18 protein-coding genes are annotated in these 20,058 nt (G+C 69.6%); 10 read left to right on the top strand and 8 right to left on the bottom strand.

Features of this window, described 5'->3' with window-relative positions:
• Positions 1–927, bottom strand: a complete 927-nt coding sequence (locus tag ABZS69_RS12485; protein WP_355370659.1) for a LysR substrate-binding domain-containing protein — start codon at positions 925–927, stop codon at positions 1–3.
• Positions 928–1,016: 89 nt separating this feature from the next.
• On the opposite strand from ABZS69_RS12485, the gene ABZS69_RS12480 reads away from it, so the two are divergent.
• Complete coding sequence (locus ABZS69_RS12480) at positions 1,017–2,393, top strand: MFS transporter (protein ID WP_355370184.1); 1,377 nt, start codon at positions 1,017–1,019, stop codon at positions 2,391–2,393.
• Between the two features lie 387 nt (positions 2,394–2,780).
• The gene (locus ABZS69_RS12475; protein ID WP_355370181.1) at positions 2,781–2,996 is read left to right on the top strand and encodes a hypothetical protein; all 216 of its coding nucleotides are present in this window, start codon (positions 2,781–2,783) and stop codon (positions 2,994–2,996) included.
• A 98-nt stretch (positions 2,997–3,094) separates the two neighbouring features.
• On the opposite strand, the gene ABZS69_RS12470 is transcribed toward ABZS69_RS12475, so the two are convergent.
• Positions 3,095–4,228 (bottom strand): cytochrome P450, encoded by a 1,134-nt coding sequence (locus ABZS69_RS12470; protein ID WP_355370179.1) that lies wholly within the window; start codon positions 4,226–4,228, stop codon positions 3,095–3,097.
• Between the two features lie 162 nt (positions 4,229–4,390).
• Here ABZS69_RS12470 and ABZS69_RS12465 point away from each other — a divergent pair, with 162 nt between their 5' ends.
• Positions 4,391–5,647, top strand: coding sequence for a serine/threonine-protein kinase (locus ABZS69_RS12465; RefSeq protein WP_355370176.1), 1,257 nt, complete (start codon positions 4,391–4,393; stop codon positions 5,645–5,647).
• A gap of 186 nt (positions 5,648–5,833) precedes the next feature.
• On the opposite strand, the gene ABZS69_RS12460 is transcribed toward ABZS69_RS12465, so the two are convergent.
• Both ABZS69_RS12460 and ABZS69_RS12455 read right to left on the bottom strand, forming a co-directional pair.
• Positions 5,834–8,218, bottom strand: a complete 2,385-nt coding sequence (locus tag ABZS69_RS12460; protein ID WP_355370174.1) for a CHAP domain-containing protein — start codon at positions 8,216–8,218, stop codon at positions 5,834–5,836.
• A 501-nt stretch (positions 8,219–8,719) separates the two neighbouring features.
• A complete protein-coding gene (locus ABZS69_RS12455) occupies positions 8,720–9,760 on the bottom strand; it encodes a PP2C family protein-serine/threonine phosphatase (protein WP_355370171.1) in 1,041 nt (346 codons plus the stop codon).
• Here ABZS69_RS12455 and ABZS69_RS12450 point away from each other — a divergent pair.
• The 3 genes from ABZS69_RS12450 (at position 9,750) to ABZS69_RS12440 (ending at position 12,268) form a co-directional block, all read left to right on the top strand.
• Positions 9,750–9,875: a hypothetical protein gene (locus ABZS69_RS12450; RefSeq protein WP_355370168.1), complete on the top strand. Its 126-nt coding sequence runs from the start codon at positions 9,750–9,752 to the stop codon at positions 9,873–9,875. The two genes, ABZS69_RS12455 and ABZS69_RS12450, sit on opposite strands and share 11 nt — an antisense overlap.
• Positions 9,876–10,931: 1,056 nt before the next feature.
• On the top strand, positions 10,932–11,573 hold the full coding sequence (locus ABZS69_RS12445; RefSeq protein WP_355370166.1) for a hypothetical protein: 642 nt from the start codon (positions 10,932–10,934) through the stop codon (positions 11,571–11,573).
• 140 nt (positions 11,574–11,713) lie between these two features.
• Complete coding sequence (locus ABZS69_RS12440) at positions 11,714–12,268, top strand: SMI1/KNR4 family protein (RefSeq protein ID WP_355370164.1); 555 nt, start codon at positions 11,714–11,716, stop codon at positions 12,266–12,268.
• A gap of 21 nt (positions 12,269–12,289) precedes the next feature.
• Here the strand turns inward: ABZS69_RS12440 and ABZS69_RS12435 are convergent, their stop codons facing one another.
• Positions 12,290–12,898 (bottom strand): TetR/AcrR family transcriptional regulator, encoded by a 609-nt coding sequence (locus tag ABZS69_RS12435; protein ID WP_355370162.1) that lies wholly within the window; start codon positions 12,896–12,898, stop codon positions 12,290–12,292.
• Positions 12,899–13,053: 155 nt separating this feature from the next.
• On the opposite strand from ABZS69_RS12435, the gene ABZS69_RS12430 reads away from it, so the two are divergent.
• The 4 genes from ABZS69_RS12430 to ABZS69_RS12415 all read left to right on the top strand — a co-directional run bounded on the left by ABZS69_RS12430 (position 13,054) and on the right by ABZS69_RS12415 (position 17,173).
• Positions 13,054–13,614: a hypothetical protein gene (locus tag ABZS69_RS12430; protein ID WP_355370159.1), complete on the top strand. Its 561-nt coding sequence runs from the start codon at positions 13,054–13,056 to the stop codon at positions 13,612–13,614.
• A 1-nt stretch (position 13,615) separates the two neighbouring features.
• Positions 13,616–15,055 (top strand): NAD(P)/FAD-dependent oxidoreductase, encoded by a 1,440-nt coding sequence (locus ABZS69_RS12425; protein WP_355370157.1) that lies wholly within the window; start codon positions 13,616–13,618, stop codon positions 15,053–15,055.
• A gap of 106 nt (positions 15,056–15,161) precedes the next feature.
• Complete coding sequence (locus tag ABZS69_RS12420; RefSeq protein ID WP_355370155.1) at positions 15,162–15,650, top strand: Rrf2 family transcriptional regulator; 489 nt, start codon at positions 15,162–15,164, stop codon at positions 15,648–15,650.
• A 92-nt stretch (positions 15,651–15,742) separates the two neighbouring features.
• Entirely contained in the window at positions 15,743–17,173 is a 1,431-nt protein-coding gene (locus ABZS69_RS12415; protein WP_355370153.1) for an MFS transporter, read from the top strand.
• 43 nt (positions 17,174–17,216) lie between these two features.
• Here ABZS69_RS12415 and ABZS69_RS12410 read toward each other — a convergent pair whose 3' ends face one another.
• The 3 genes from ABZS69_RS12410 to ABZS69_RS12400 all read right to left on the bottom strand — a co-directional run bounded on the left by ABZS69_RS12410 (position 17,217) and on the right by ABZS69_RS12400 (position 19,987).
• Entirely contained in the window at positions 17,217–18,290 is a 1,074-nt protein-coding gene (locus ABZS69_RS12410) for a DUF4236 domain-containing protein (protein WP_355370151.1), read from the bottom strand.
• 65 nt (positions 18,291–18,355) lie between these two features.
• Positions 18,356–19,255 (bottom strand): NBR1-Ig-like domain-containing protein, encoded by a 900-nt coding sequence (locus ABZS69_RS12405; RefSeq protein ID WP_355370149.1) that lies wholly within the window; start codon positions 19,253–19,255, stop codon positions 18,356–18,358.
• A gap of 255 nt (positions 19,256–19,510) precedes the next feature.
• A complete protein-coding gene (locus ABZS69_RS12400) occupies positions 19,511–19,987 on the bottom strand; it encodes a hypothetical protein (RefSeq protein ID WP_355370147.1) in 477 nt (158 codons plus the stop codon).
• Positions 19,988–20,058: the final 71 nt, after the last annotated feature.

Here is a 20,058-nt window from a genome sequence, read left to right as displayed (position 1 = left end):
CTACTGGCGCGGCCGGCGGGTCTCCGCACCCGTTGGAACCTCTGACCGGTGACGGGTGTCCTGGATGGAGCCGGTGGGGTTGGCGTGGGTGAGGATGGCGCTGGTCAGGGCCTCCGCGAGTTCGGAGGGGGCGCGCGGGTTGGTCAGCAGGACAAGGTCGAGCTCGCCCAGCTCGGGTAGCCCGGCATTCTTGGGAAGCTCGACCAGGTCGGCGGGCAGCAGGCTGCGGGCGAAGATCGCAACGCCGAGGCCGGCGCGGGTGGCGGCCAGCACGGCGTTGACCCCGCGCGCCGTACAGACCACACGGTGTTTGACGCCTGCCTGCTCCAACGCCTGCACCGCCAGCGCCCGGCTCGGGCTGGGCGCCTGATACACGATCAGCGGCACCCGCCGTCCCTCGTCCCACCGTAGGCCGGTGCCCTCGACGGAGGCCCATACGAGCCGGTCCCGGCGCACCAGCCGGCCCCGTCCCTCGCCGGCGGTGGTCTGGAGGAAGGCGACGTCGACGTGGCCGGATTCGACCCGGCGTTGCAGTTGCGCGCCCTGCTGGGCCACGGTCAGGTCCAGGGTGACGCCGGGGTTGAGGTGCCGGAAGTCCCGCAGGATCCGCGGCACCTGGCTCAGGGCGAGATCGTCGGTCACTCCGAACCGCAACCGGCCCCGCACTCCGCCGCCGGTGAAATAGTCCACCGCCTGAGCGTGCGCGGTGAGAATCGAGCGGGCGAAGCCGACCATCGCCTCGCCGTCGACGGTCAACGTCACGCTGCGGGTGTCCCGGACCAGCAACGGCCTACCGACCGCTTGCTCAAGCTTGCGTATGTGCTGACTCACCGTGGGCTGGCCCAGGCCCAGCGCCGCCGCGGCCCGGGAGAAGCTCAACGACTGCGCCACTGCCAGGAACGTCCGTACCTGCTCAGGAGGAAACATCACGGGCCGACGCTAGGCCGGCTCATCATGATTCGCAATAAGACTTATTGGATCAATTCCCTTTCGTAAATTGATCTCGGTGCCCAACGATGGAGACACAGCCCCGTTACCGAAGGAGGAGTTTCGTCGTGACCAGGGCGGCCGACAGACCAGAGCCCCCCAGCCCCCGGCAGAAACCACCTATCCCGCGACGTGCCAGGCTCGCCGCGTTGCGTTCCCGGAACTTCCGGCTCCTGCTGCTCGGCCAGACAGTGGCGACCACCGGGATGTGGGCGCAGCGCATCGCCCAGGACTGGCTGGTGCTCAGCCTCACCGGAGACGCCACCGCCGTCGGAATCACCACCGCTCTGCAACTGGCTCCCATGCTGGTCCTCGGCCTGGCCGGTGGATGGATCGCCGACCACTACCCGAAGCGCCGCGTGCTGCAAGCCACCCAAACCGCGACCGCCGCCCTCGCCGCGATACTCGCCGTGCTCACCCTCACAGACCACGTCACCGCCTGGCACATCCAACTTCTGGCGGCGGGTCTCGGCATCATCGCCGCGATCGACCAGCCTGTTCGGCTGGCGTTCGTCACCGACCTGGTCGAGCGTGATCACCTGTACAGCGCCATCAGTCTCAACTCCTCGACGTACCAACTCGGCGCCCTCGCCGGCCCGGCAGTGTCCGGCGCGCTGATCAGCGCCGTCGGTCCCGGCTGGGCGTTTGTTCTCAACGCCGTCTCCTACGCCGTCCCGCTCATCGCGTTCGCCTGCATCGACCCGGACCGGCTCCCACGCCCGCGACCCGCGACGCGTGCCGCCGCGCGCGCTCCGGGCGGGATGCGCGGACTGGTGCGGCAACCGGAGATCTGGCGGCCCATCGCGCTGGCCGGCGCGTTCAGCACGTTCACCAGCAGCCTGCCGGTCACGCTGTCCGCCTACGCCCGCACCCTCGGCATCGGACCTTCCGGCTACGCGATGTTCACCTTCGTCGTCGCCCTCGGCTCCATGCTCGGCGCGCTGATCGCCGCCGGTCGAACCCGCACCACCGTGCACGGACTGACCTGGACCGGCTGCATGCTGGCCGCCATGTACTTACTCGCCGCCGCCGTGCCGGCACAGTGGAGCCTCGCGTGCGCACTCGCCGGGGTCGGCATGGCGACCACACTGTTGTTCACCGCGGTCAACGCCACCGTGCAGGTCGCCGCCGGAACCGAGCTTCGCGGCAGGGCGATGGGCGTCTACCTTCTGGTGTTCTTCGGCTGCGGCGCCCTCGGCGGACCCCTGATCGGCGCCATCAACCAGCACCTCGGCCCGCGAACCGGTCTGGCGCTCGCCGGTGCGGTTCCCGCCGCCGCCCTTCTCCTGCTGTCCCTCTCGCATTTCGTACGCCGCCCTGCCGCGGCGCCACCGTCCGACGCGTCCCGGCGCCCATCCGGCACCGGCCGGGAATCCACACCGCACACCCGATCGCGACGCCCCTGACCCGCCGGCTCCGCCCTCCGGGGAAGACCCATGGGGCCTCGACTCACCGGGCGCTGTGGCACATCATCGGTCCCACCCTGCCGGCAGCCTGACCCCCGCCGGAGAACACCGCCGCCTGGGCGGGGCCGGCCCTTGGTACGGGCCGCGCCCCGCTCACCGCGCCGGTCGTCCCACGGAGCCTGGCCTCCTGTGCGCCGGACGACCGGACGGACGGAAAAGCCCTGGCCGGAGGGCACATCATGCGAGCTACCTCGATGACGAAGCCGGCTGCCGTACCAGCGTGACCCTTGACCTTGACAGAGAGATCGGTTTGACTGACAAGTCAAACCGATCTTGTTTGCCCTTGGGGGAACAATGCATCGACGCGTAACCAGCGTGTTGGCGACCATGACACTGGCGGCGGCAGTCGTAGTCGGCCTGGCCGATGCCGCCGTGGCGGATCAACGGACCTTCGTCGGCTACGGTTATCTCCCCTCGGATGCTCATGCCGACGCGGTGGCCGCCATGCAGGCGTACAGCAGCAGCTGTCAAGAGATCAACACGAGCTATTCTCCGGCCGGTTCCGAACATTATTGGAAGGCCACTCTCACCGCCTCTTGTTGAGAGCGCGGTCGTTTCCGCACTACCTCGGCGCGGTAGCGGCAGGGGCGGTCGGGCGGTCCCCGGCCGCACGTACCCGCAGCACCTATGGTCCGAGAGGCCTACCAGGTGACGCGTACGGCGAGCGGGCCGATGTCGACGCTGTTGGTGGTCCATTCCACGCTCTCAAGCGGCTCGGCCAGCCGTGCCCCGGGTAGGTGACGTGACAACGCTGACAGGGCGGCGCCGATCTCGGCGCGAGCGAGGACGGCGCCCAGGCAGTAGTGCGGGCCGTGGCCGAAGACCAGGGGAGGGGCGGAGCGGCGGCCCGGAAGGAATCGGTCGGGGTCGGTGAAGTGGGCCGGGTCGCGGTGGGCGGCTTCCAGGCGGACCAGGACGAGGTCGCCGGACTTGATGGCGACGCCGTCCAGCTCCAGGTCCTGATGGGCGTAGCGGGGGAACGGCTCGCCGGTGCGGCCCGACTGCATGCGGAGAGCTTCGTCGACCACGGCGGGGGTGAGGCCGGGCAGGCGGCCTTCGGTGATCACGCGCATGGCGGTGACGCCGACGGCATTGCTCGCCGACAGGTAGCCGCCGGTGACGATGGTGGTGATCATGGCGGTGAGCTCGTCGTCGGTGAGCGGCTCGGTGACCAGGCGGCTGAGCAGGTCCTCCCCGGGTTCCGACCGTTTGGCGGCGACCAGGGTGGCGGCGTGGGCGCCGAAGTCCTGCCAGGCCTGTGCCGCGGCGGCGATCTGGTCTTGCTCGCCGAACAGGAAGTCCGCCCTGCTGACCGCGTCCGACAGCTCGCGGAACAGGGGACGCCTCTGCGGTGGCACGCCGAGAAGCTCGCTGATGACGGTGATCGACAGGGGTACGGCCAGGTCCGCCATGAGGTCGGCGGGCGGTCCGGCCTCGGCCATGGCCCTGACGCACTCCTCGGCCAGCCCCTCGACGCGGGGGACGAGCTTGTCCAGGGCACGCGGGCCGAAGGCATGGGAGACCGCGCGGCGCAGGCGGATGTGAGCTTCGCCGTCCTGGAAGAGCGTGTCGTTGCCGGTGGTGTCGGCCCCAGGCGGCGCGATCCCGAAACGGCGGTCGGACAGCACCGTCGCCGCGGCCTGGTACGAAGTGATCAGCCACGCCTCCTGCCCGTCGGGAGCGAGCACCCTGGCCACGGGAGAGGTGGCGCGCAGACGTGCGTAGGCGGGTGGCGGTTCCAGCGGGAGGGGCCGGTCGAACGGCATGGTGTCCATGACATCAGTCAAAACGTTGACGCCGCGACAAGGTCAAGGATCGTGGCCGATGAGCGTTGCGGTCGCGTGCGCCGCCGGCCCGATTGGGGGGCGCCTGGCTGGGGGTGGCGATGTGCCCGTGGCCGTTGCATGTATGGACGATGATCGGGTACGCATGTCGTCATGCCCGTTACAGGCTATGAAGGATGGTTATTAGGGGCTCGGTACAGGTTGTTGGCCGAGCTGGGCCGAGGGGCCATGGGCAGGGTCTGGCGCGCTCATGACGAGCTGCTGGATCGGCAGGTGGCGGTCAAGGAGATTCGCATCCCGCACCAGCCGGGGCCAGAGCGCGAGGCGCTGCTCAGGCGAACCTTGCGCGAGGCCCGCCTGACCGCGCGGTTGAGCCACCCCCGCATCGCAGCCGTGTACGACGTCGTGGTCGCCGACGAACGGCCGTGGATCGTACTGCAGCTCGTCCCCGCCCCCAGCCTCGCCCAGGTGATCACCGAACGGGGACCGCTGCCCTCGTCCGCGGTCGCCCGAATCGGGCTCGAAGTGCTGGACGCCCTGCGCGCCGCCCACGTCGGCGGCATCGTGCACCGCGACATCAAGCCCGCCAACATCCTCGTCACCGACGACGGGCACGCCATCCTCACCGACTTCGGGCTCGCCAGGACTCTGGATGACCAGGCGCGCCGTACCCGGGAGAGCGTTGTCGTCGGCACACCCGCCTACATCGCCCCCGAACGCGCCCGCGGTGGCCCCGCCACGCCGCAGGCCGATCTGTGGTCGCTGGGCGCCACCTTGTACGCGGCGGTCGAGGGCCGTGCCCCGTTCGGGTTCAGTAGTGAGCTGGCCACCCTGTCCGCGGTGCTGGCCTCGGACCCGGTGCCGTTCGAGCACGCAGGGCCGCTCGCCTCAATCATCGCCGGGCTGTTGGACAAGGATCCGGACCGGCGTACGGACGCGGCTCGCCTTCACGAGCAACTGTCCACCTTGTGTGAGCAACCGGTCATTCCGGTCTCTTCGGACCCTCCGACCGTTGACGGTGACAGCGGGCGGATCAGCGGCTCGCCCGTCGGTCGTCCGCTCAGGGAACGGGCGCCGTACCGGCAGTGGGTTGTCGAGCACCGGCGGCAGGCGGCCGTCATCGCGGCCCTGATCGTCAGCGTGATGGCGACCACCTCGTGGTGGCGCGTCGAGCCGAGCACGCACCATTCACCACCCGGGACGGAGGCCACTCCGCCGCCCACCACGATCGAGCCGGACAGCATGCTGTCTGCCCATCTCATCTCTGCCCGGCGCCAGGTCGCCAGGAGCGAACCGGAGCACGCTCGTACGGAACCGCCCCTTTCCAGCTACACGGCGGGCATCCCGCCTGGACAGGCTAAGAAGGTCAAGACGAAGAACGTCAAGATAAAGCGGCACGGTCCGAAATGACGGCCGCTGGTGTTCAGAGCCATGGCGGTTTGATCTGCTGTGGCTGTGGCTGTGGCGCACGGTGGTGGCGCCCGCCGTCAGCGGGCCGAGTCCGGGCACCGGGGTGACGATCGCGAAGATCATGCCCGTCGCGGCTGCCGACACGAGCGTCCGACCTGCGGACCCTAGCTTGAGCGGGTGCTCAAGCTAGAGCGCGTCGGGGGCCGGGGGCGGAGGCGTCCACCTGGTGGTGGCATCCTCATCGCCGGTGTGCTGGTCGTCGTGTCCGCTGCGCCCGTCGCGGGCCTGGTCGGGGACGTTCTCGTCCGTGGACTCGGCCGGGGTGAAGGCGTTGAACGGGCTCGTCGCCGTGGGGATGACGATGGGGTCGAGGGGTCTGGTGTCGGCGGTCGACTCCAGCGGCCCAGTGTGGGTGACGGCGTCCAGCGGCTCGGTCAAGGCGTCCTCGTCCTGAGGGCCGCGAGCGGGGTCGGGTCGCCGGTTCTCCTGCTCGGAGGGTGCGGGGGCGCCGTCCTGATCGGAGGACGGGGTGGTGTCGAGGGCTACGGCGGCCTCGATGGCTTCCAGGAGCTCCCGTCTCCACGCCGTGCCTTCGTCCGGCTCGGTGACGCCGTGTCGCGGGACGACCGGCATGGGCGGCACGGGCGGGCTCGGGGGAGCGTACCCGGTGGCGGTCGCGGTGGCGGCCGAGCGGGCGCCGGCTCGGGTCTTGAGCACCACGAGCACCGCGAACAGAACCACGACCGCGACCACGGCCGAAGTGACCAACGCCGGAGTGGACAGGCTCGCCAGCGGGTCGCTGACCGAGGCCTGGAGGTGCGTGGGGAACGCGGTGTCAGCCGCTTTCGGCGCGGCGGGGGTGCTCTCCTCGGGGACCGGCTCGGCCGCGGTGGACGTGAGCGGCTCGGCCGGGTGGGGGGCGGTGGTCGGAGTGGGGGTGGCGGTCGGCTCGGACTGGGAGGTGGCCGCGGCCTCCGTCGGGGAAGCGGTCGCCTCGGGTTCGGGAGAGGCGGCGGACTCGGTCGGCTCGGCGGTGGTGGCGGACTCGGTCGGCTCGGTGGTGGTGGCGGTCGGTGAAGGAGTGGTTTCCGGAGCCGTCTGCGGCACCGATGCGCTGGCCGAGGCCGTCGTCGAGGGCGTGTCGGAGGTCGGGGTCGCGCTGGCTGTGGGGGATGTCTCGGAGACGGTTGGTGTTGGGGTGGCCGTGGCCGACGGCGTCTCGGATGTCGGGGTGGCAGTGGGGGTGGCAGTGGGGGTGGGGGTGGTGGTCGGGGTGTCGGAGGTCGGGGTGGGGGTGGTGGACGGGGTGTCGGAGGTCGGACTGGCGCTCGGGCTGTCGGGGGAACTCGCGGTCGGGGCAGCCGTGGCGGGCGGAATGTCGGCGGAATCCCGGGCTGGGGTTGGGGCTGTCGCGTTCGGCGGTGAGTCCGAAGCCTGGGGGTGTGTGGGTGCGGGGCGTGCGGTGGCGGAGTGAGGGTCGTCCTGGTTGTCGCCTGGGCTCACAGGGTCAGCCGACTGCCCCTGAGAGTGCGAGCCGTCTGCGGCGCCTGTGCCTGGTCCGTCTGCGGCACCTGTGCCTGGTCCGTTCGCGGCACCCGTGCCAGGTCCGTCCGCGGCGGCGCGGCCCGGCTCGGCCGTGGCGTGGGTGCCAGGTCCGTCCGCGGTGTTCCGGCCCGGGTCGTCAGCCTCAGGCCGGCCGTCTGTCTGGGGCGCGTGGTCGTCGGTGGCCTGGGGGTTCTGGTCGTGGGGGCGCTGGACTGTCTTGTCGCCGGACGGCCGCTCTTGTCCTGTGTGCTCGCCGGACGGGCGCGTTTGGCCCGTGTGCTCGCCGGACGGCTGCCTTTGGCCCGTGTGGTCGCCGGATGGCTGGTGGGGTGCCCGGTCGGAGGGTCGGTCGTTGGTCGTGTCCGCGTTGGGCCGCGAGTCAGCGGGCTGGTGGCTGGTCGTGTGGGTGACGCGTGATGTCTCAGAGGTCTGGCCAGCGTATTGATCTTGCCGCGTTTGGGATCCGGGCCGGGCTTCGGCGGACCAGTTGTCGGCCCCCTGCTGCGGCGCCTCGGGTCCAGGGCGCGCCTGAAGCAGCTGGGGTTCGGACTTGGTCGCGTCCAGGTGGGACTTGACCTGTTCCGGATAGCCGTACCCGACGACACTGCTCGTGCTGCGTTCTTTGCGCTCCACGACGCCGCCGTCGATGTTGCCCTCGATCGTGAAGATCGTGTCGCCCTGTACCTTCGTCACGACGCCGACGTGGTCGATGTCGTCGATCTGGCCGGAGCCGCTCCAGTCGAAGAAGACCAACGCGCCGGGCGTCGGAACCTTCCCCCACGCGTGCTGTTCCTTGAACCACTTCGCGTGTGCCACCGTCCACGCGAACTGGCCGATCCACGCCTGGTAGCCGAGCTTGTGCGCCGCCCACGAGAGGTACATGTCGCACCACGGGGCCGAACTGTAGTCGGCGTCGAACCCGACGTTGCTGCCGTACCACTCGCCGAACTTGGTGTTCGAGCCCTTGTCGGCATAGCCGAGCTGGCGCTGAAGCAGTTCGATGAACCTCTGAATCTCTGGCGTCATGGAAGTGAGAGGACCTCCTGAACAAGGCCGGATATATGCACATTGATCCTGACAAAATTGGTAATCATGTGACCAATGTGAATAGACCGGAAGCCTGTGATAGAGCGAGGGTAGCTTGATGTTTCCGCAGGTCAAGTGCGCCTCAAGGAGGGTTCAACGGTTCCGGTGAAGGTAAAGTCCCAGGTAGAAGGGGGTGTCCGATGTGTCATCTGATGGGAGATATGTAGAAAGATCTACCTAAATTCACAAACAGGCACCCGTCAGCGGATCCCACTCGCGGTGTCGGACCCACGTGTGTCGAGTGGCTTCGCGACAGTCGCCAGGCGCCATGCCCGTACCTGCCGTGAATGGGCCTTTCGCGGGGCTCCGACGGCACAGGCCCCGTCTGAGGGCCGGCCGCGCCGTCGTCGACGAGCGCTTCGAGGGCCCGTCCACCTGGCTATCGGCGTGGCGATGCGGCGGGCCGGCTCGCACCGTACTGGTCCCGCGCCCTGTTGTGGTTCACGGGGCCGGTTCGCCAGTGCGCCGGGTGATCGCCAGAATCGCCATGTCGTCATCGCGCGGGCCGCCGGCCCAGCGCTCGACATCTCGCACCAGCACGTCGATCACCTCCTCCGGCTGCCGGAACGGGCCCCGGCCGCCGAGTCGGCTTGCCGGGTCGTAGAACGTTCCACCACGGCCTCTGGCCTCCGTCACCCCGTCGGTGACGAGCAGGAGCGTGCTCCCGGTCGGGAAGGGCCAGTGGTCGGGTCGTGCCCGTGGTACGCCCAGGCGGCTCATGCCCAGGGGAAGGCTCGGCTCCGCGGGATCAAGGCAGGACACCGTGTCACCCTGAAGGAGGAACGGCGAGGGGTGGCCGCAGTTCAGCAGACGCACCTGGTCCGCGTCCGATGTGATCTCGCCGAGCACCGCGGTGACGAACCCCTCCATCCGGACGTTCTCCTCGCGCGAGGAGGCTTCTTTGATCAGCGCGCGCTCCATGCGCTCGGCCAGCACCACCAGGTCGGGTGCCTGGTCTGCCGCCTCTCGGAACGTGCCCAGCAGGACGGCCATCGTGCCGACCGCGTCCAGGCCCTTGCCTCGCACATCCGCGATCAGCAATCTGGTGCCGTACGGCGTGTCCTGGACGGCGTAGGCGTCTCCGCCGATCAGGGCCTCGATCTGCGCGGCCTTGTAGACCGCGGCGATGGCCAGCGGACCTACCTGCGCCGGCGGTGCGGGCAGCACGGCGCGCTGGACGGCCTCGGCGACGGAACGCACCACTTGCAGTCGGCGGTTGTGGAGGGCGACCACGCGGTTCACCCCGAGGCCCACGAGCGCGGTGAACACCGCGCTGATCAATGAGAGGGTGCCGACGGCATGACCGAAGTAGCCATCCTTGATCAACAACACCAGCTGGACCAGCACAACGGCCGCCGCGACCGCGATCGTGTGCCGTCGCGACAGCAGCGCCCCCGCCACCACGACCGCGGCGCCCAGCAGGTAGTCGCCCCAGTAGTAGCGCGGGGACAGCAAGTTGAAGACGGCGCCGATGACGATCATGGCGGCCGGTATGAAGGAGATGTACCGGGGCCACCTCGTGGAGTGTGGGTTCATCCGCACCTCGATCCCGCAGCCGATCGGCCTGTGCTCGACGAGCGTGGAGAAGGTCGCGTGACGTCCTCTGGTGGTCGTTGCACGCCGTTCCCTCAGGTGCCGGATCTGATCCTTTTCTAGTGAATGTCGAATCGCCTGTCGAGGCGACACTCCCAGGGCGCGCTGGGAGCCGGCCGCGCCGAACTCGATGATCTCGTGGGCCGACCCGCACCAGCCGGTACGTCGTGGCAGCCTCTACGAACGCCGTCAGGGCATGGCTCGCAGATCTTGCGTTATCCGTGATTGCGAGGCCCTGGCAGAACGCCCCTGGGGGGACATTTATTTGCAGGTCATTCTTCCACGAGCACCGCAAACAACTCCGGGAGCTGGGCGAGAAACGTCCTTTGCCGCCCTGAGCTGCACCTCCTGCTTGCGGTCCGTGGGTTGTCGCAGGACATTAGGAGGCCGCTCTTCTGTTTTTCTTCCGTACGTCTTCCACCGCAGGTGAGTGATGGGATCGCCCTCAGGAAAGCCGCCGGTCGAACGGAAGGGATTGCTGTCTTGCGCAGTTCCGGAATTCGCCGCCGCCCCCCGGAGGCCGGGCGAACCTGCCATACCTCTCAGGGCCGCGCGAAATGCGTGCGGCATTAGCGGTCGCGGAGTGCCTGACACAGGTCGGCAATCACCGCATCGTCGAGACGCACAACGTTCAGGAAAGGGATCCCGCATGTCCATGTACGAACCCCAAGCACCCGCCCAATTCGAAGACCGGCGCGCCGCCAATGCCCCCCAGAGGCCGGCGAACTTACCCGAGCGGTGTACGCGGCCATCGCCGCCGCGGTGCTCAACGTGATCAGCGCCATCGGAATCATCGTCTCCGGCACAGAGGCGATCAAAGAACAGATCGCCGCGAACGCGGACATGGGCTCTGCCCCCATAAGCCCAGACGAGGTCGACATCCAGAGCGACCGGTTCGAGGGGCTCCAGCTGATCTACTCCGGGCTCGCCTACAGCACGATCTTCTGGTCGCTCGTGCTCGTACTGCTCGCCGGGTTTCCTGGTCTGGGGCGAGTTCGGGGACTGGGGAGCCAACACAGGCGGGCCTTCCGGCGACAACCAGCGACCGACCGCGTCGTTCGTGACCCAGTGGCTGGAGGCGGTCGAACGCGACTACTCCCACCCGTCCATCGTCGGCTGGTGCCCGCTCAACGAGACCTGGCAGCGGTCGACCGACCAGATCACCGTGCTCGACGACGTCACCTGGGGGATGTACCTGGCCACGAAGGCGGCCGACCTCACCCGCCCGGTGATCGACGCGTCCGGCTACGCCCATCGTGTCCCGGGCGCCGACGTCTACGACTCGCACTGCTACGAGCAGGATCCCGAGCTGTTCGGCCGGCTCATGGCGGGCCTGGCCGACGGGGCGCCGTTCGTCAACGCCGATCGCGACGGCACGGCCTGGTCGGTGCCATACCAGGGCCAGCCGTACTTCTGCAGTGAGTTCGGGGGCATCTGGTGGAACCCGGACGTACGCCCCGAGGAGAGCTCCTGGGGATACGGCGAACGCCCCGCGAGCGAGGAGGAGCTCCAGCGGCGGTTCGCCGGGTTGGTCGGAGTCCTGCTGGACGACCCCCGGATGTTCGGCTACTGCTACACACAGCTGACCGACGTCTTCCAGGAACAGAACGGCATCTATCGCTTCGACCGTACGAGCAAGCTGGACGTCTCGCGGATCCGCGCGGCCCAGCTCCGTCCGGCCGCCATCGAGCAGGCCCGATGAAGCCGCTTATGCGCGCTGCTGGCGGGCCGTAGCGACTCCGGCTGAGGAGGGAGGCCCGGCACGCGGCAATCGCCCGACGGGCGCATACGCTGGTCACGGTTGGGGCTGGTGGGATTGGACGAAGTGACTGAGGTGATGTGATGGCCGGCATGGAAGCGATCAAGCGGCTCATGCCACCCCCGGTCGGGGGCGGCTTGTCGGTTGACTGGGCCCGGTTGGCCGAATCGTGGGGGAAGAAGGGGTTCCCTTCCGATTACGTGGACTTCATCCAGACCTACGGAGGGGGAGCTGTCCACGACTTCCTGGCGGTGATATCTCCCGAGCCCAAGGGGGGCGATCCGGTCACCGACGGGATGCTCAATGAGACGTGGAACGCCGAGGCCCTTTGGGCAGAGTCGACCTATGCGTGGCAGAAGTCCGCCGAACTGGCGAACGCGACGCCCGAACTCATCACCTGGGGCGTGGACGCGACCGCCGACCTGCTGTGCTGGGACGCCGCCGGCGACGACCCCGAATCCTGGCCCGTGATCGTGTGGAACAGGGGCGACGATCTGTGGCGCCGTTACGACTGCGGGATGGTGGAGTTCCTGACCCGCACCCTGCGGGCGGACTTCGACGAGTGCCCGCTCAACGGCCTTTTCATCTGGGGAGTGTCGCCCGTGGACTTCAAGCCGGAGCGCCCGCGTTCGCGGTGATCGCGCCTCGCGCCTGAGGCTTCAGGCGCCCGCCGGTCCGCTGTAGTCGGTGGTGGCATAAACCTGCAGGAGCCTCTCGACTCCGCGCAGGAAGGTCTCGCAGATCAGCGCCGGGTCGAACAGGCAGCCGGCGGCCATGGCGCCGTCGCGCATCATCACGAAGTGGCGGGCGGCGGGCTCGGCACCGGTCTCCTGGATCTTGGCCAGCAGTTCCGTGACGGTTTCCAGGAACCATTGGCGATGGGCGAGCACGGCCTTGTGCACCGGGGACTCGGGGTCGGGATACTCGGCGGCGGCGTTGAGGAAAGCGCATCCCCGGAAGCCGCGGGACTGGATGCCCTGGGCGATGGACGTGCTGAGGGCCCGGATGGTGCCGGCGGCCGGCAGCTCGGCGGCGACGGCCTCGTCCGCCTGACCCCGCATGGCTCGGTCGACCTCGTTCAGGTAGGCGAGGACGAGGTCTTCCTTGCCGGGGAAGTGCCGGTAGAGGGTGGCCCGCGTCACCTGCGCCTCGGCGATGATGCGGTCGATGCCGACGGAGTGGATGCCCTCCGCGTAGAAGAGCCGGATGGCCGTGTTGAGCAGCCGGGACCGCGCTTCGGACGGCCGGCCTTCGGATTGGCTGGGCATACGCCCATCCTAGTGGATAGAACGTTCGGTCTTGACAGCCTCCGTCGCAAGTCGCCATGCTGTGCCGAGACAGAACGTTCGGTCTAGCTGGGAGGTCCGGCAGCGGGCCGTTCTGAACCGCTCTCCTCGTCACTCAACCCGCCGAAAGGATCATCATGAGCACTATCGCTGCCTCGCCCGGCATTTCCGGGACCGCGTCCGCGCTGCGGCGCCTGTACTTCGTCCGGTTCGCGTTCGCCGTCGTCTGGGCCCTGGCGATGTTCACGACCGCCTCGAACCTGGGTCCGCTCGCGGTCGCCCTGCTCGTGCTCTACCCGCTGTTCGACGTGGCCGCCGCCGTCATCGACGCCCGCGCGTCGCGCACCACCGGATCACCTGCCCTGCTGTACGTGAACATCGCGGTCAGCCTGATCACCGCCGTCGGCGTGGCCATCGCCTGCGCGTCCGGTATCCCGGCGGTGCTGCGCGTGTGGGGCGCCTGGGCGGTCGTGGCCGGGGTGGTCCAGCTGATCGTGGGTGTCACCCGCCGCAAGATGGGCGGCCAGTGGCCGATGATCATCAGCGGCGGCATCTCCGTGCTCGCCGGTGCGTCGTTCATCGTCGGCGCCTCCGCGGGCAGCCCGACGCTGACCAACGCGGCCGGCTACGCCATCCCCGGCGGCATCTTCTTCCTCATCTCGGCCCTGCGTCTCGGCCGCGCCGCGAAGGGGAACTGACATGGACGGCGACACGTACGACGTCATCGTCATCGGGGCCGGCCCGGTCGGGGAGAACGTCGCCGACCGGGTGGTGCAGGGCGGGCTCAGCGCCGCCGTCGTCGAGCGCGAGCTCGTCGGCGGGGAATGCTCCTACTGGGCCTGCATGCCGACCAAGGCGTTGCTGCGCAGCGCGGCGGCGTTGCGGGCGGCGCGTCAGGTGCCGGGAGCTCGCGAGGCGGTGACCGGCGGTCTCGACGCGGCCGCGGTGCTGGGCCGCCGGGATTCGTTCGCCTCGCACTGGAAGGATGAGGGTCAGGTCGGCTGGCTCGATTCTGCCGGGATCGCCCTGCACCGTGGTCAGGGCCGGATCGTGGCCGCGAACGTGGTCGAGGTGACCGGCGACGACGGCGTCCCGGTCACGTTGACGGCCCGGCATGCGGTGGTCATCGCGACCGGAAGCGTCGCGCTGCTGCCGGACGTTCCCGGTCTGCGCGAGGCCGCGCCGTGGACCAGCCGGGAGGCGGCCGCCGCGAGCGCGGTCCCCGGCCGGCTCGCGATCATCGGCGGCGGCGTGGTGGCATCGGAGATGGCGACCGCCTTCGCCGCCCTGGGGTCCTCGGTGACGATGCTGGCCCGTGACGGTGTGCTGCCGCTGGCCGAGCCGTTCGCCGGCGAGCGGGTCACCGAGTCGTTGCGGGAGGCCGGGGTGTCGGTACGCCTCGGCGCGGAGGCCGCATCGGTGCACCGCGACGGGGCCGGAACGGTGCACCTCACGATGGCCGACGGCGAGCACGTCGAGGCCGACGAGGTTCTGGTGGCGACCGGCCGGACACCGAACACCCAGGACCTCGGTCTCGGCGCCGTCGGCCTGACGCCGGGTGCCTGGCTCACGGTGGACGACACGCTGCGCGTGGTCGGGCAGGACGGGGCGCCGATCGGTGACGGATGGCTGTACGCCGCCGGTGACGTCAACCGGCGGGTGCTGCTGACCCACCAGGGCAAATACCAGGCCCGCGCGGTCGGCGACGTCATCGTGGCGCGGGCGAAGGGCGAAGAGGTCGAGGACGGCCGCTGGGGCCGGCACGTCGCCACGGCCGACGAGCGCGCGGTGCCCCAGGTGGTCTTCACCGAACCGGAGATCGCGTCGGTGGGGCTGACCGCGGCCGCGGCCGAGGCCGCCGGGGTACGGATCCGCGTCGTCGACCACGACCTGGGCGCCGTCGCCGGATCCGCCCTGCACGCTGACGGATACCGGGGGCACGCCCGCATGGTCGTCGACGAGGACCGGAAAGTGATCGTCGGCTTCACGCTCGTGGGTCCGGACGTCGCAGAACTGCTGCACGCCGCGACGATCGCGGTCGTCGGCGAGGTTCCGCTGAACCGGCTGTGGCACGCGGTTCCGTCGTTCCCCACGGTCAGCGAGGTGTGGCTGCGGCTGCTGGAGGCGTACGGCCGCTGACCGCCGGGCAGGCCCCGGCCCGACGGGTCGGATGCCCAGTAGCCCCAGGCGGCGGCCGACCGCGCCGCTTCTGGATTGACGAGCGATCAAACTGCAACTAATCTCATTGCAGTTCGATCTGCATGCGACAGTGTGTGAAGGGACGCGGGTGAGTCTCAGCAGCAGGAGCGCGGTCGCGATTCACGCGCTCACGATGTTGGCGCGCTGGGGCGAACGCTCGCTGACCTCCGCGGAGATCGCGGACAGCCTGGCGAGCAATCCGGTTCTCGTCCGGCGCATCCTCGGCAGCCTGCGGGACGCTGGCCTGGTGTGGTCCACCGAGGGGCGCGGCGGCGGCTGGTCCCTTGCCCGCGCCCCGCGTGAGATCACGCTCTATGACGCGTACGGCGCCGTCGAGCAGGGGCCGATCCTGTCGCGGCACACCCATCCGGCCAGCGATGCCTGCGAGGTCGGGCGCCACATGCAAGATCTGCTCGAGGTGGAGTTCCGGGACGCGGAGCAGGCCATGAAGGAACGGCTCGGCCGGACGACCATCGCCCACCTGGTCCAGCAGGTGCTGGCCGCCGAGCGTGCAGCCGCGCTACCGAATCACTGACCGAGCACCGGCGGAGGCGTGTCCTCCGCCGTTCTTTTTGCCCTAACTGTAACTACAACGGTGGCAGTAATGTCGCACGGAGGACGCGTCGAATGACACCCACGTCGACCACAACCGAACGAACCGGCTCAGGGCCGGTCCTGCTGGCAGTGCTCATGCCGGCGATGCTCGCCACGGTCATCGCCAGCGACATGGTCAATCTCGTGCTCCCGTCGATCGGAGCGGAGTTCGGGGCCTCCGAGGCGGAGCTCGCGTGGGTCGTCACCGGGTTTCTGCTGATGTTCTCGATCGGCATCCCGTTCTACGGCCGCATCTCCGACCGGGTGAGCCTGCGGCATCTCTTCGCCTTCGCCCTGCTGACCTACGCCGCCGGCAGTCTGGCCTGCGCGCTCGCCCCGGATCTCCTCGTGCTCGTGCTCGGGCGGATCGTGATGGGGGTGGGCGCGGCCGCGATCCCGGTGCTCTCGATCATCGCCGTCACCAGGTTGATGCCGGAGGACAAGCGGGGGATGGGGATCGGCGTCATCTCCGCGGCCGCGGGCATCGGCACCGCCGCCGGACCGGCGGTCGGTGGCGGGATCGGCCAGTTCCTCGGCTGGTCCGCGCTGTTCTGGCTCATGCTCGTGGTCGCGTTGGTGCTGCTTCCCGCGGCGTGGCGGGTGCTGCCGGCCGAGGCCCCGGCCGGTGCGGAGCGGTTCGATCTTCTCGGCGGCGTCCTCCTGGGCCTCGGCGCCGGGCTGATCCTTTTCGGCATCACCCAGGCGCAGGTCGCCGGCCTGACCGCGCCCTCGTCCTGGGTCAGCCTCGTGGTGGCGATCGTGGCCATCGCACTCTTCGGGTGGCGCACCGTCCGCGTCGCGCAGCCGTTCGTCCAGCCCGCGCTGTTCACCAACCGGGTCTACCGGGCCGCGGTCGTCGTCGCGTTCCTCGCCATGATCGTCAACCTCGGCGGCTTGGTGTTCGTCCCGCTCCTGGTGGTTGACGTCAACGGTCTCGAACCGGGGGCCGGGGCCCTGGTCATGATCCCGGCCGGGGTCGCCGTCGCCGTCGTCTCGCCGTTGATCGGCCGCCTCACCGACCGCATCGGCACCCGGCTCCTGGTGCTCACGGGCCTCGCCGCCGTCGGAGTGTTCGCCCTGTTCCTGTCGACCTTCGCGGGAGGCGCGTCGGTGGTCCCCGCGGGGGCCGGGATATTCGGGCTCAGCATCGGGTTCATCTGCGTGATGACCCCGATCATCAGCGCTGCGGCAGGCGCGCTGCCGGCTGACCAGGTCGGCGCCGGTCTCGGGATCCTCCAAGGAGCCCAGTTCCTCGGCGCGGGCACCGGCCCGGCCCTGTTCGGTGTGCTGGTGACCGCGAGGCGGCAAAGCGGCGGCGACGCCGTCAACCCCCTGTACTCCGGGCACGAAGGCGCTGCCTTCTCCGACGTCTTCCTGGCCATGGCCGTGCTCGTCGTCCCCGCGTTGATCGTCGCGTTCCGGATGCATCCCACGCCGGCCCACGACAGGGATGACATCCACTAGCCAGGGCATCGGCTGTGCGGCTGCGAACGGGATCAGGCTCCGATCACGGACGGATGGCCGGTGTCCTGGCGGAGGAGGCCAGTCTGAGCGCGCGGCCGACGGCCTCGACCGGCCAGGTCTGAGAGGCGTCCCAGATGAGGTTGAGACCGTTCGTGCTCTGCAGGGTCAGCCTGCCGTACAACAGGACGGGAAGCTGGGCGTTGTCCTTGAAGCGCCGGTCGGGGCCACCGCGCACGTTGACGTACCGCCAGGTGCTCCCGACGACCTGTCCGTCAGCGGGAACGGCGCCGGTCTCGATGAAACGGGTCTGGGACGCGGTCACGCGCAGGTTCTGGTACGGAATGTCGGCGAAGTGATTGTTCTCCTGAAGCAGCACCCGATCCGGGAGGAAATAGACACGACTTCGCCCGGCGGACAGGGTCGGAACCGCGACATTGGTCACCAGGCAGCGGGGACCCGCCAACCCGGTGGCGGCGGGATGGCGCTGGAGCAGCGTGGAGGCGCCGCTGTTGACCTTGTACTGGTAGGTCGTGGTGATGGCGCCCGCCGCGGCGATGTGCCACAGCCGGTGCGCCTGGGGCAGGGCGGCCACAGCGTCGACGATCTGCCCGAACCGTTGCGCGGCGTCGTCGTTGACGTCGTACAGGACCACGACCGACCTGGCGGCGCGATCGCGAAAGGCCAGCCAGACGATCGCGGGCGCGCCGACCGGGACGAGCAGCAATCCCCAGCCGCCGACGATCAGGGCGACGACGACGAGAGCGGCCAGCGCGAACGGCCAGAGCGGCCGGCGCCGGGCGGCGGCCTGGAGTTGCCGGACGATGTCGCTCGGATCGGCGGCGACCAGTTCCTGGACGGAGGCGCCCGTGACATCCCGCATGACGACCCCCGGCGCCGGAGGGGGCGGCAGGTACGCCTGAGGTATCGAGTGATGAGCGGCCGGGCGCGACACGGTGCTGCGGTAGGAGATCGTGCCCGCGCCCATGCGCACATAGTTGCCGCGCGGGCCCGTCCCCACCCTGAACCCGGGTATGCCTACCGAGACCCCGATGCCCGTACGGGACAGATTGAACCGGAACGGTCCAGCCTTGAGGCTCGTTCTCACGTAGAAGCCCATTGACATCCTCCCAAGGAGGAATCCGCCGACGCACTCACCCTGTTACTCAGGGTGGTGCTCGCTGATCAGCCGACGACCACGTCCAGGAAGATCGGCTTCTTGGCGGACAGCAACTGGGTCCCGGCCTCGTCGGTCATCTTCCAGTAGATCTTGCATCTGCCGGGGGAGTCCGATGCGCGGACGCGTACCGCGATGTCGACGGGCTCGCCCGGCTGGACCGGGCGGATCTCGACCCGCTTGGGGGCGCGGCACGGGGTGTCGTTCAGCCGGGTGAGATAGCGTCCCCGCCACGGGATGGTGCCGGTGTTCCTGATCCGCCAGATCTTCGTGAACTCCGTCCCCGTCTTCACCACCGTGCCGTCCGGATGGGTGACGTCCTGCTCGAAGGCGGAATCGTCGTAGGAGGAGGCGGCGCGAGCCGTGGTGCCCGGCGCGGTGGACTCGTCCGCTCCGGAGAGCGGGGCGAGCCAGGTGAAGAGGGCGGCGCCGGCGGCGGCAGCGGCGGTCGCGACCGCCGCGATCACGGCCGGCCTCCTGGCAAGGGGCGGCCGGGGCCGGCGTTCGGGATGCTCTGCCATCCGGACCCCCCTCTCGATGTGCCCGGCACGGGCCTCGGCGGGTCCGGCGCGGGTTCCGTCGTGACCTGTACGGCCTTCGGTGGTGCGGGTTGCGTCGTGACCCGTACGGCCTTCGGCGGTCTCGCTACGTGCGGCGGCGTTCGCGGCCCGCTCCCAGTGGGCTCGCCACTCGCGCCTGGCCTCCTCGGCGTCCTGCCCCAACCGGTTGACGGCGAGGACCCGGACGAACTCCCACGTCGTCTCCCAGGTCGGCAGCACCTGCCCCCGGGCGGCGGCCGCCAGCGAGGATTTCGAGGCCGCCGCGCCCATACGGGTCGACATCTCCGCGAAGGACGGGTCGCCCGCCTCCGCCTTGAGCTCCCACAGGCGGGACGCGAGGGCCGCCACCGGGCCCGCGGCCGGTTCCGGCCGGACCGGTTTTCGTCCGGGCCGAGCTCCCCTGCCCGTCCACTGCGGGTCAGGCTCGTCTCCCTGTGAGCCTGACGTCCCCGGTAATTCCGGCATCTTCACCTGCCCTCTCCGGCACCGTCATCCGGCCGTGTCGACGACCCCGGCATGGGCCTGTGACACCCTGAGAGCAAATGAGATTACCTGAATTGTCCGTATAGGTCCGGAATTCTGCGGTTTACCCCGACATTGTGGTCATTCACCCGCGCATGCCCGGAAGCCGTACTCCGCCGCGAAGGATCGCAATGCCTTCTCGTTCTCGTCCGGTTCCAAGGACTGTTCCACCGCCTTCTTCGCCTCGCCCTCCCTGTCCGCGCGCATCGCCGCCTCCGCGCGTCCGCTGAGTCCGCGCAGGCTCGCGGCCAGCGCCCGGGCGGGCACGAAGAACCCGTTTCGCACCCGCGGGACGTCACCATCGGGCGGCGCGATCGCTTCTATCGCGGCGATGGTGCCGGTCATCGACTCCGACGCGCGGCGCAGTTCGTCCACCTCCTCGCGCAGGTTCGCGGGCGGCTCCTCGCGGAGGTCCGACTGCCGGGACGCTTCCTCGCACACCGCGTCCACGGCGGCGATGTATTGCCTTTTGACGTCCTCGTACGGTTCCTCCTCCGCCACCGAGACCGACGCCCACAGCACGAAGGCCAGGGCCGGCACGACCCCGCCGACGATCACGCGCCACGCCGGGACATGCCTTCTCTCACGCGATCCCATCCGCCGCTCACTCCTTCGGAAGAAAACGCCCT

It is taken from the genome of Nonomuraea sp. NPDC005650 (genome assembly GCF_040605375.1).
Lineage (GTDB): Bacteria > Actinomycetota > Actinomycetes > Streptosporangiales > Streptosporangiaceae > Nonomuraea.
Note: the sequence above shows the minus strand (reverse complement) of the source record. Positions and strands in the feature narration are given on the sequence as shown.

Coding starts and splice junctions, on each gene's coding strand:
- ABZS69_RS12410 (WP_355370151.1), bottom strand. CDS start 18,290: ATGGGCTTCTACGTGAGAACGAGCCTCAAGGCTGGACCGTTCCGGTTC.
- ABZS69_RS12470 (WP_355370179.1), bottom strand. CDS start 4,228: ATGGACACCATGCCGTTCGACCGGCCCCTCCCGCTGGAACCGCCACCC.
- ABZS69_RS12455 (WP_355370171.1), bottom strand. CDS start 9,760: ATGATCGTCATCGGCGCCGTCTTCAACTTGCTGTCCCCGCGCTACTAC.
- ABZS69_RS12450 (WP_355370168.1), top strand. CDS start 9,750: ATGACGATCATGGCGGCCGGTATGAAGGAGATGTACCGGGGCCACCTC.
- ABZS69_RS12475 (WP_355370181.1), top strand. CDS start 2,781: ATGACACTGGCGGCGGCAGTCGTAGTCGGCCTGGCCGATGCCGCCGTG.
- ABZS69_RS12485 (WP_355370659.1), bottom strand. CDS start 927: ATGTTTCCTCCTGAGCAGGTACGGACGTTCCTGGCAGTGGCGCAGTCG.
- ABZS69_RS12435 (WP_355370162.1), bottom strand. CDS start 12,898: ATGCCCAGCCAATCCGAAGGCCGGCCGTCCGAAGCGCGGTCCCGGCTG.
- ABZS69_RS12425 (WP_355370157.1), top strand. CDS start 13,616: ATGGACGGCGACACGTACGACGTCATCGTCATCGGGGCCGGCCCGGTC.
- ABZS69_RS12440 (WP_355370164.1), top strand. CDS start 11,714: ATGGCCGGCATGGAAGCGATCAAGCGGCTCATGCCACCCCCGGTCGGG.
- ABZS69_RS12430 (WP_355370159.1), top strand. CDS start 13,054: ATGAGCACTATCGCTGCCTCGCCCGGCATTTCCGGGACCGCGTCCGCG.
- ABZS69_RS12465 (WP_355370176.1), top strand. CDS start 4,391: ATGCCCGTTACAGGCTATGAAGGATGGTTATTAGGGGCTCGGTACAGG.
- ABZS69_RS12415 (WP_355370153.1), top strand. CDS start 15,743: ATGACACCCACGTCGACCACAACCGAACGAACCGGCTCAGGGCCGGTC.
- ABZS69_RS12460 (WP_355370174.1), bottom strand. CDS start 8,218: ATGACGCCAGAGATTCAGAGGTTCATCGAACTGCTTCAGCGCCAGCTC.
- ABZS69_RS12480 (WP_355370184.1), top strand. CDS start 1,017: ATGGAGACACAGCCCCGTTACCGAAGGAGGAGTTTCGTCGTGACCAGG.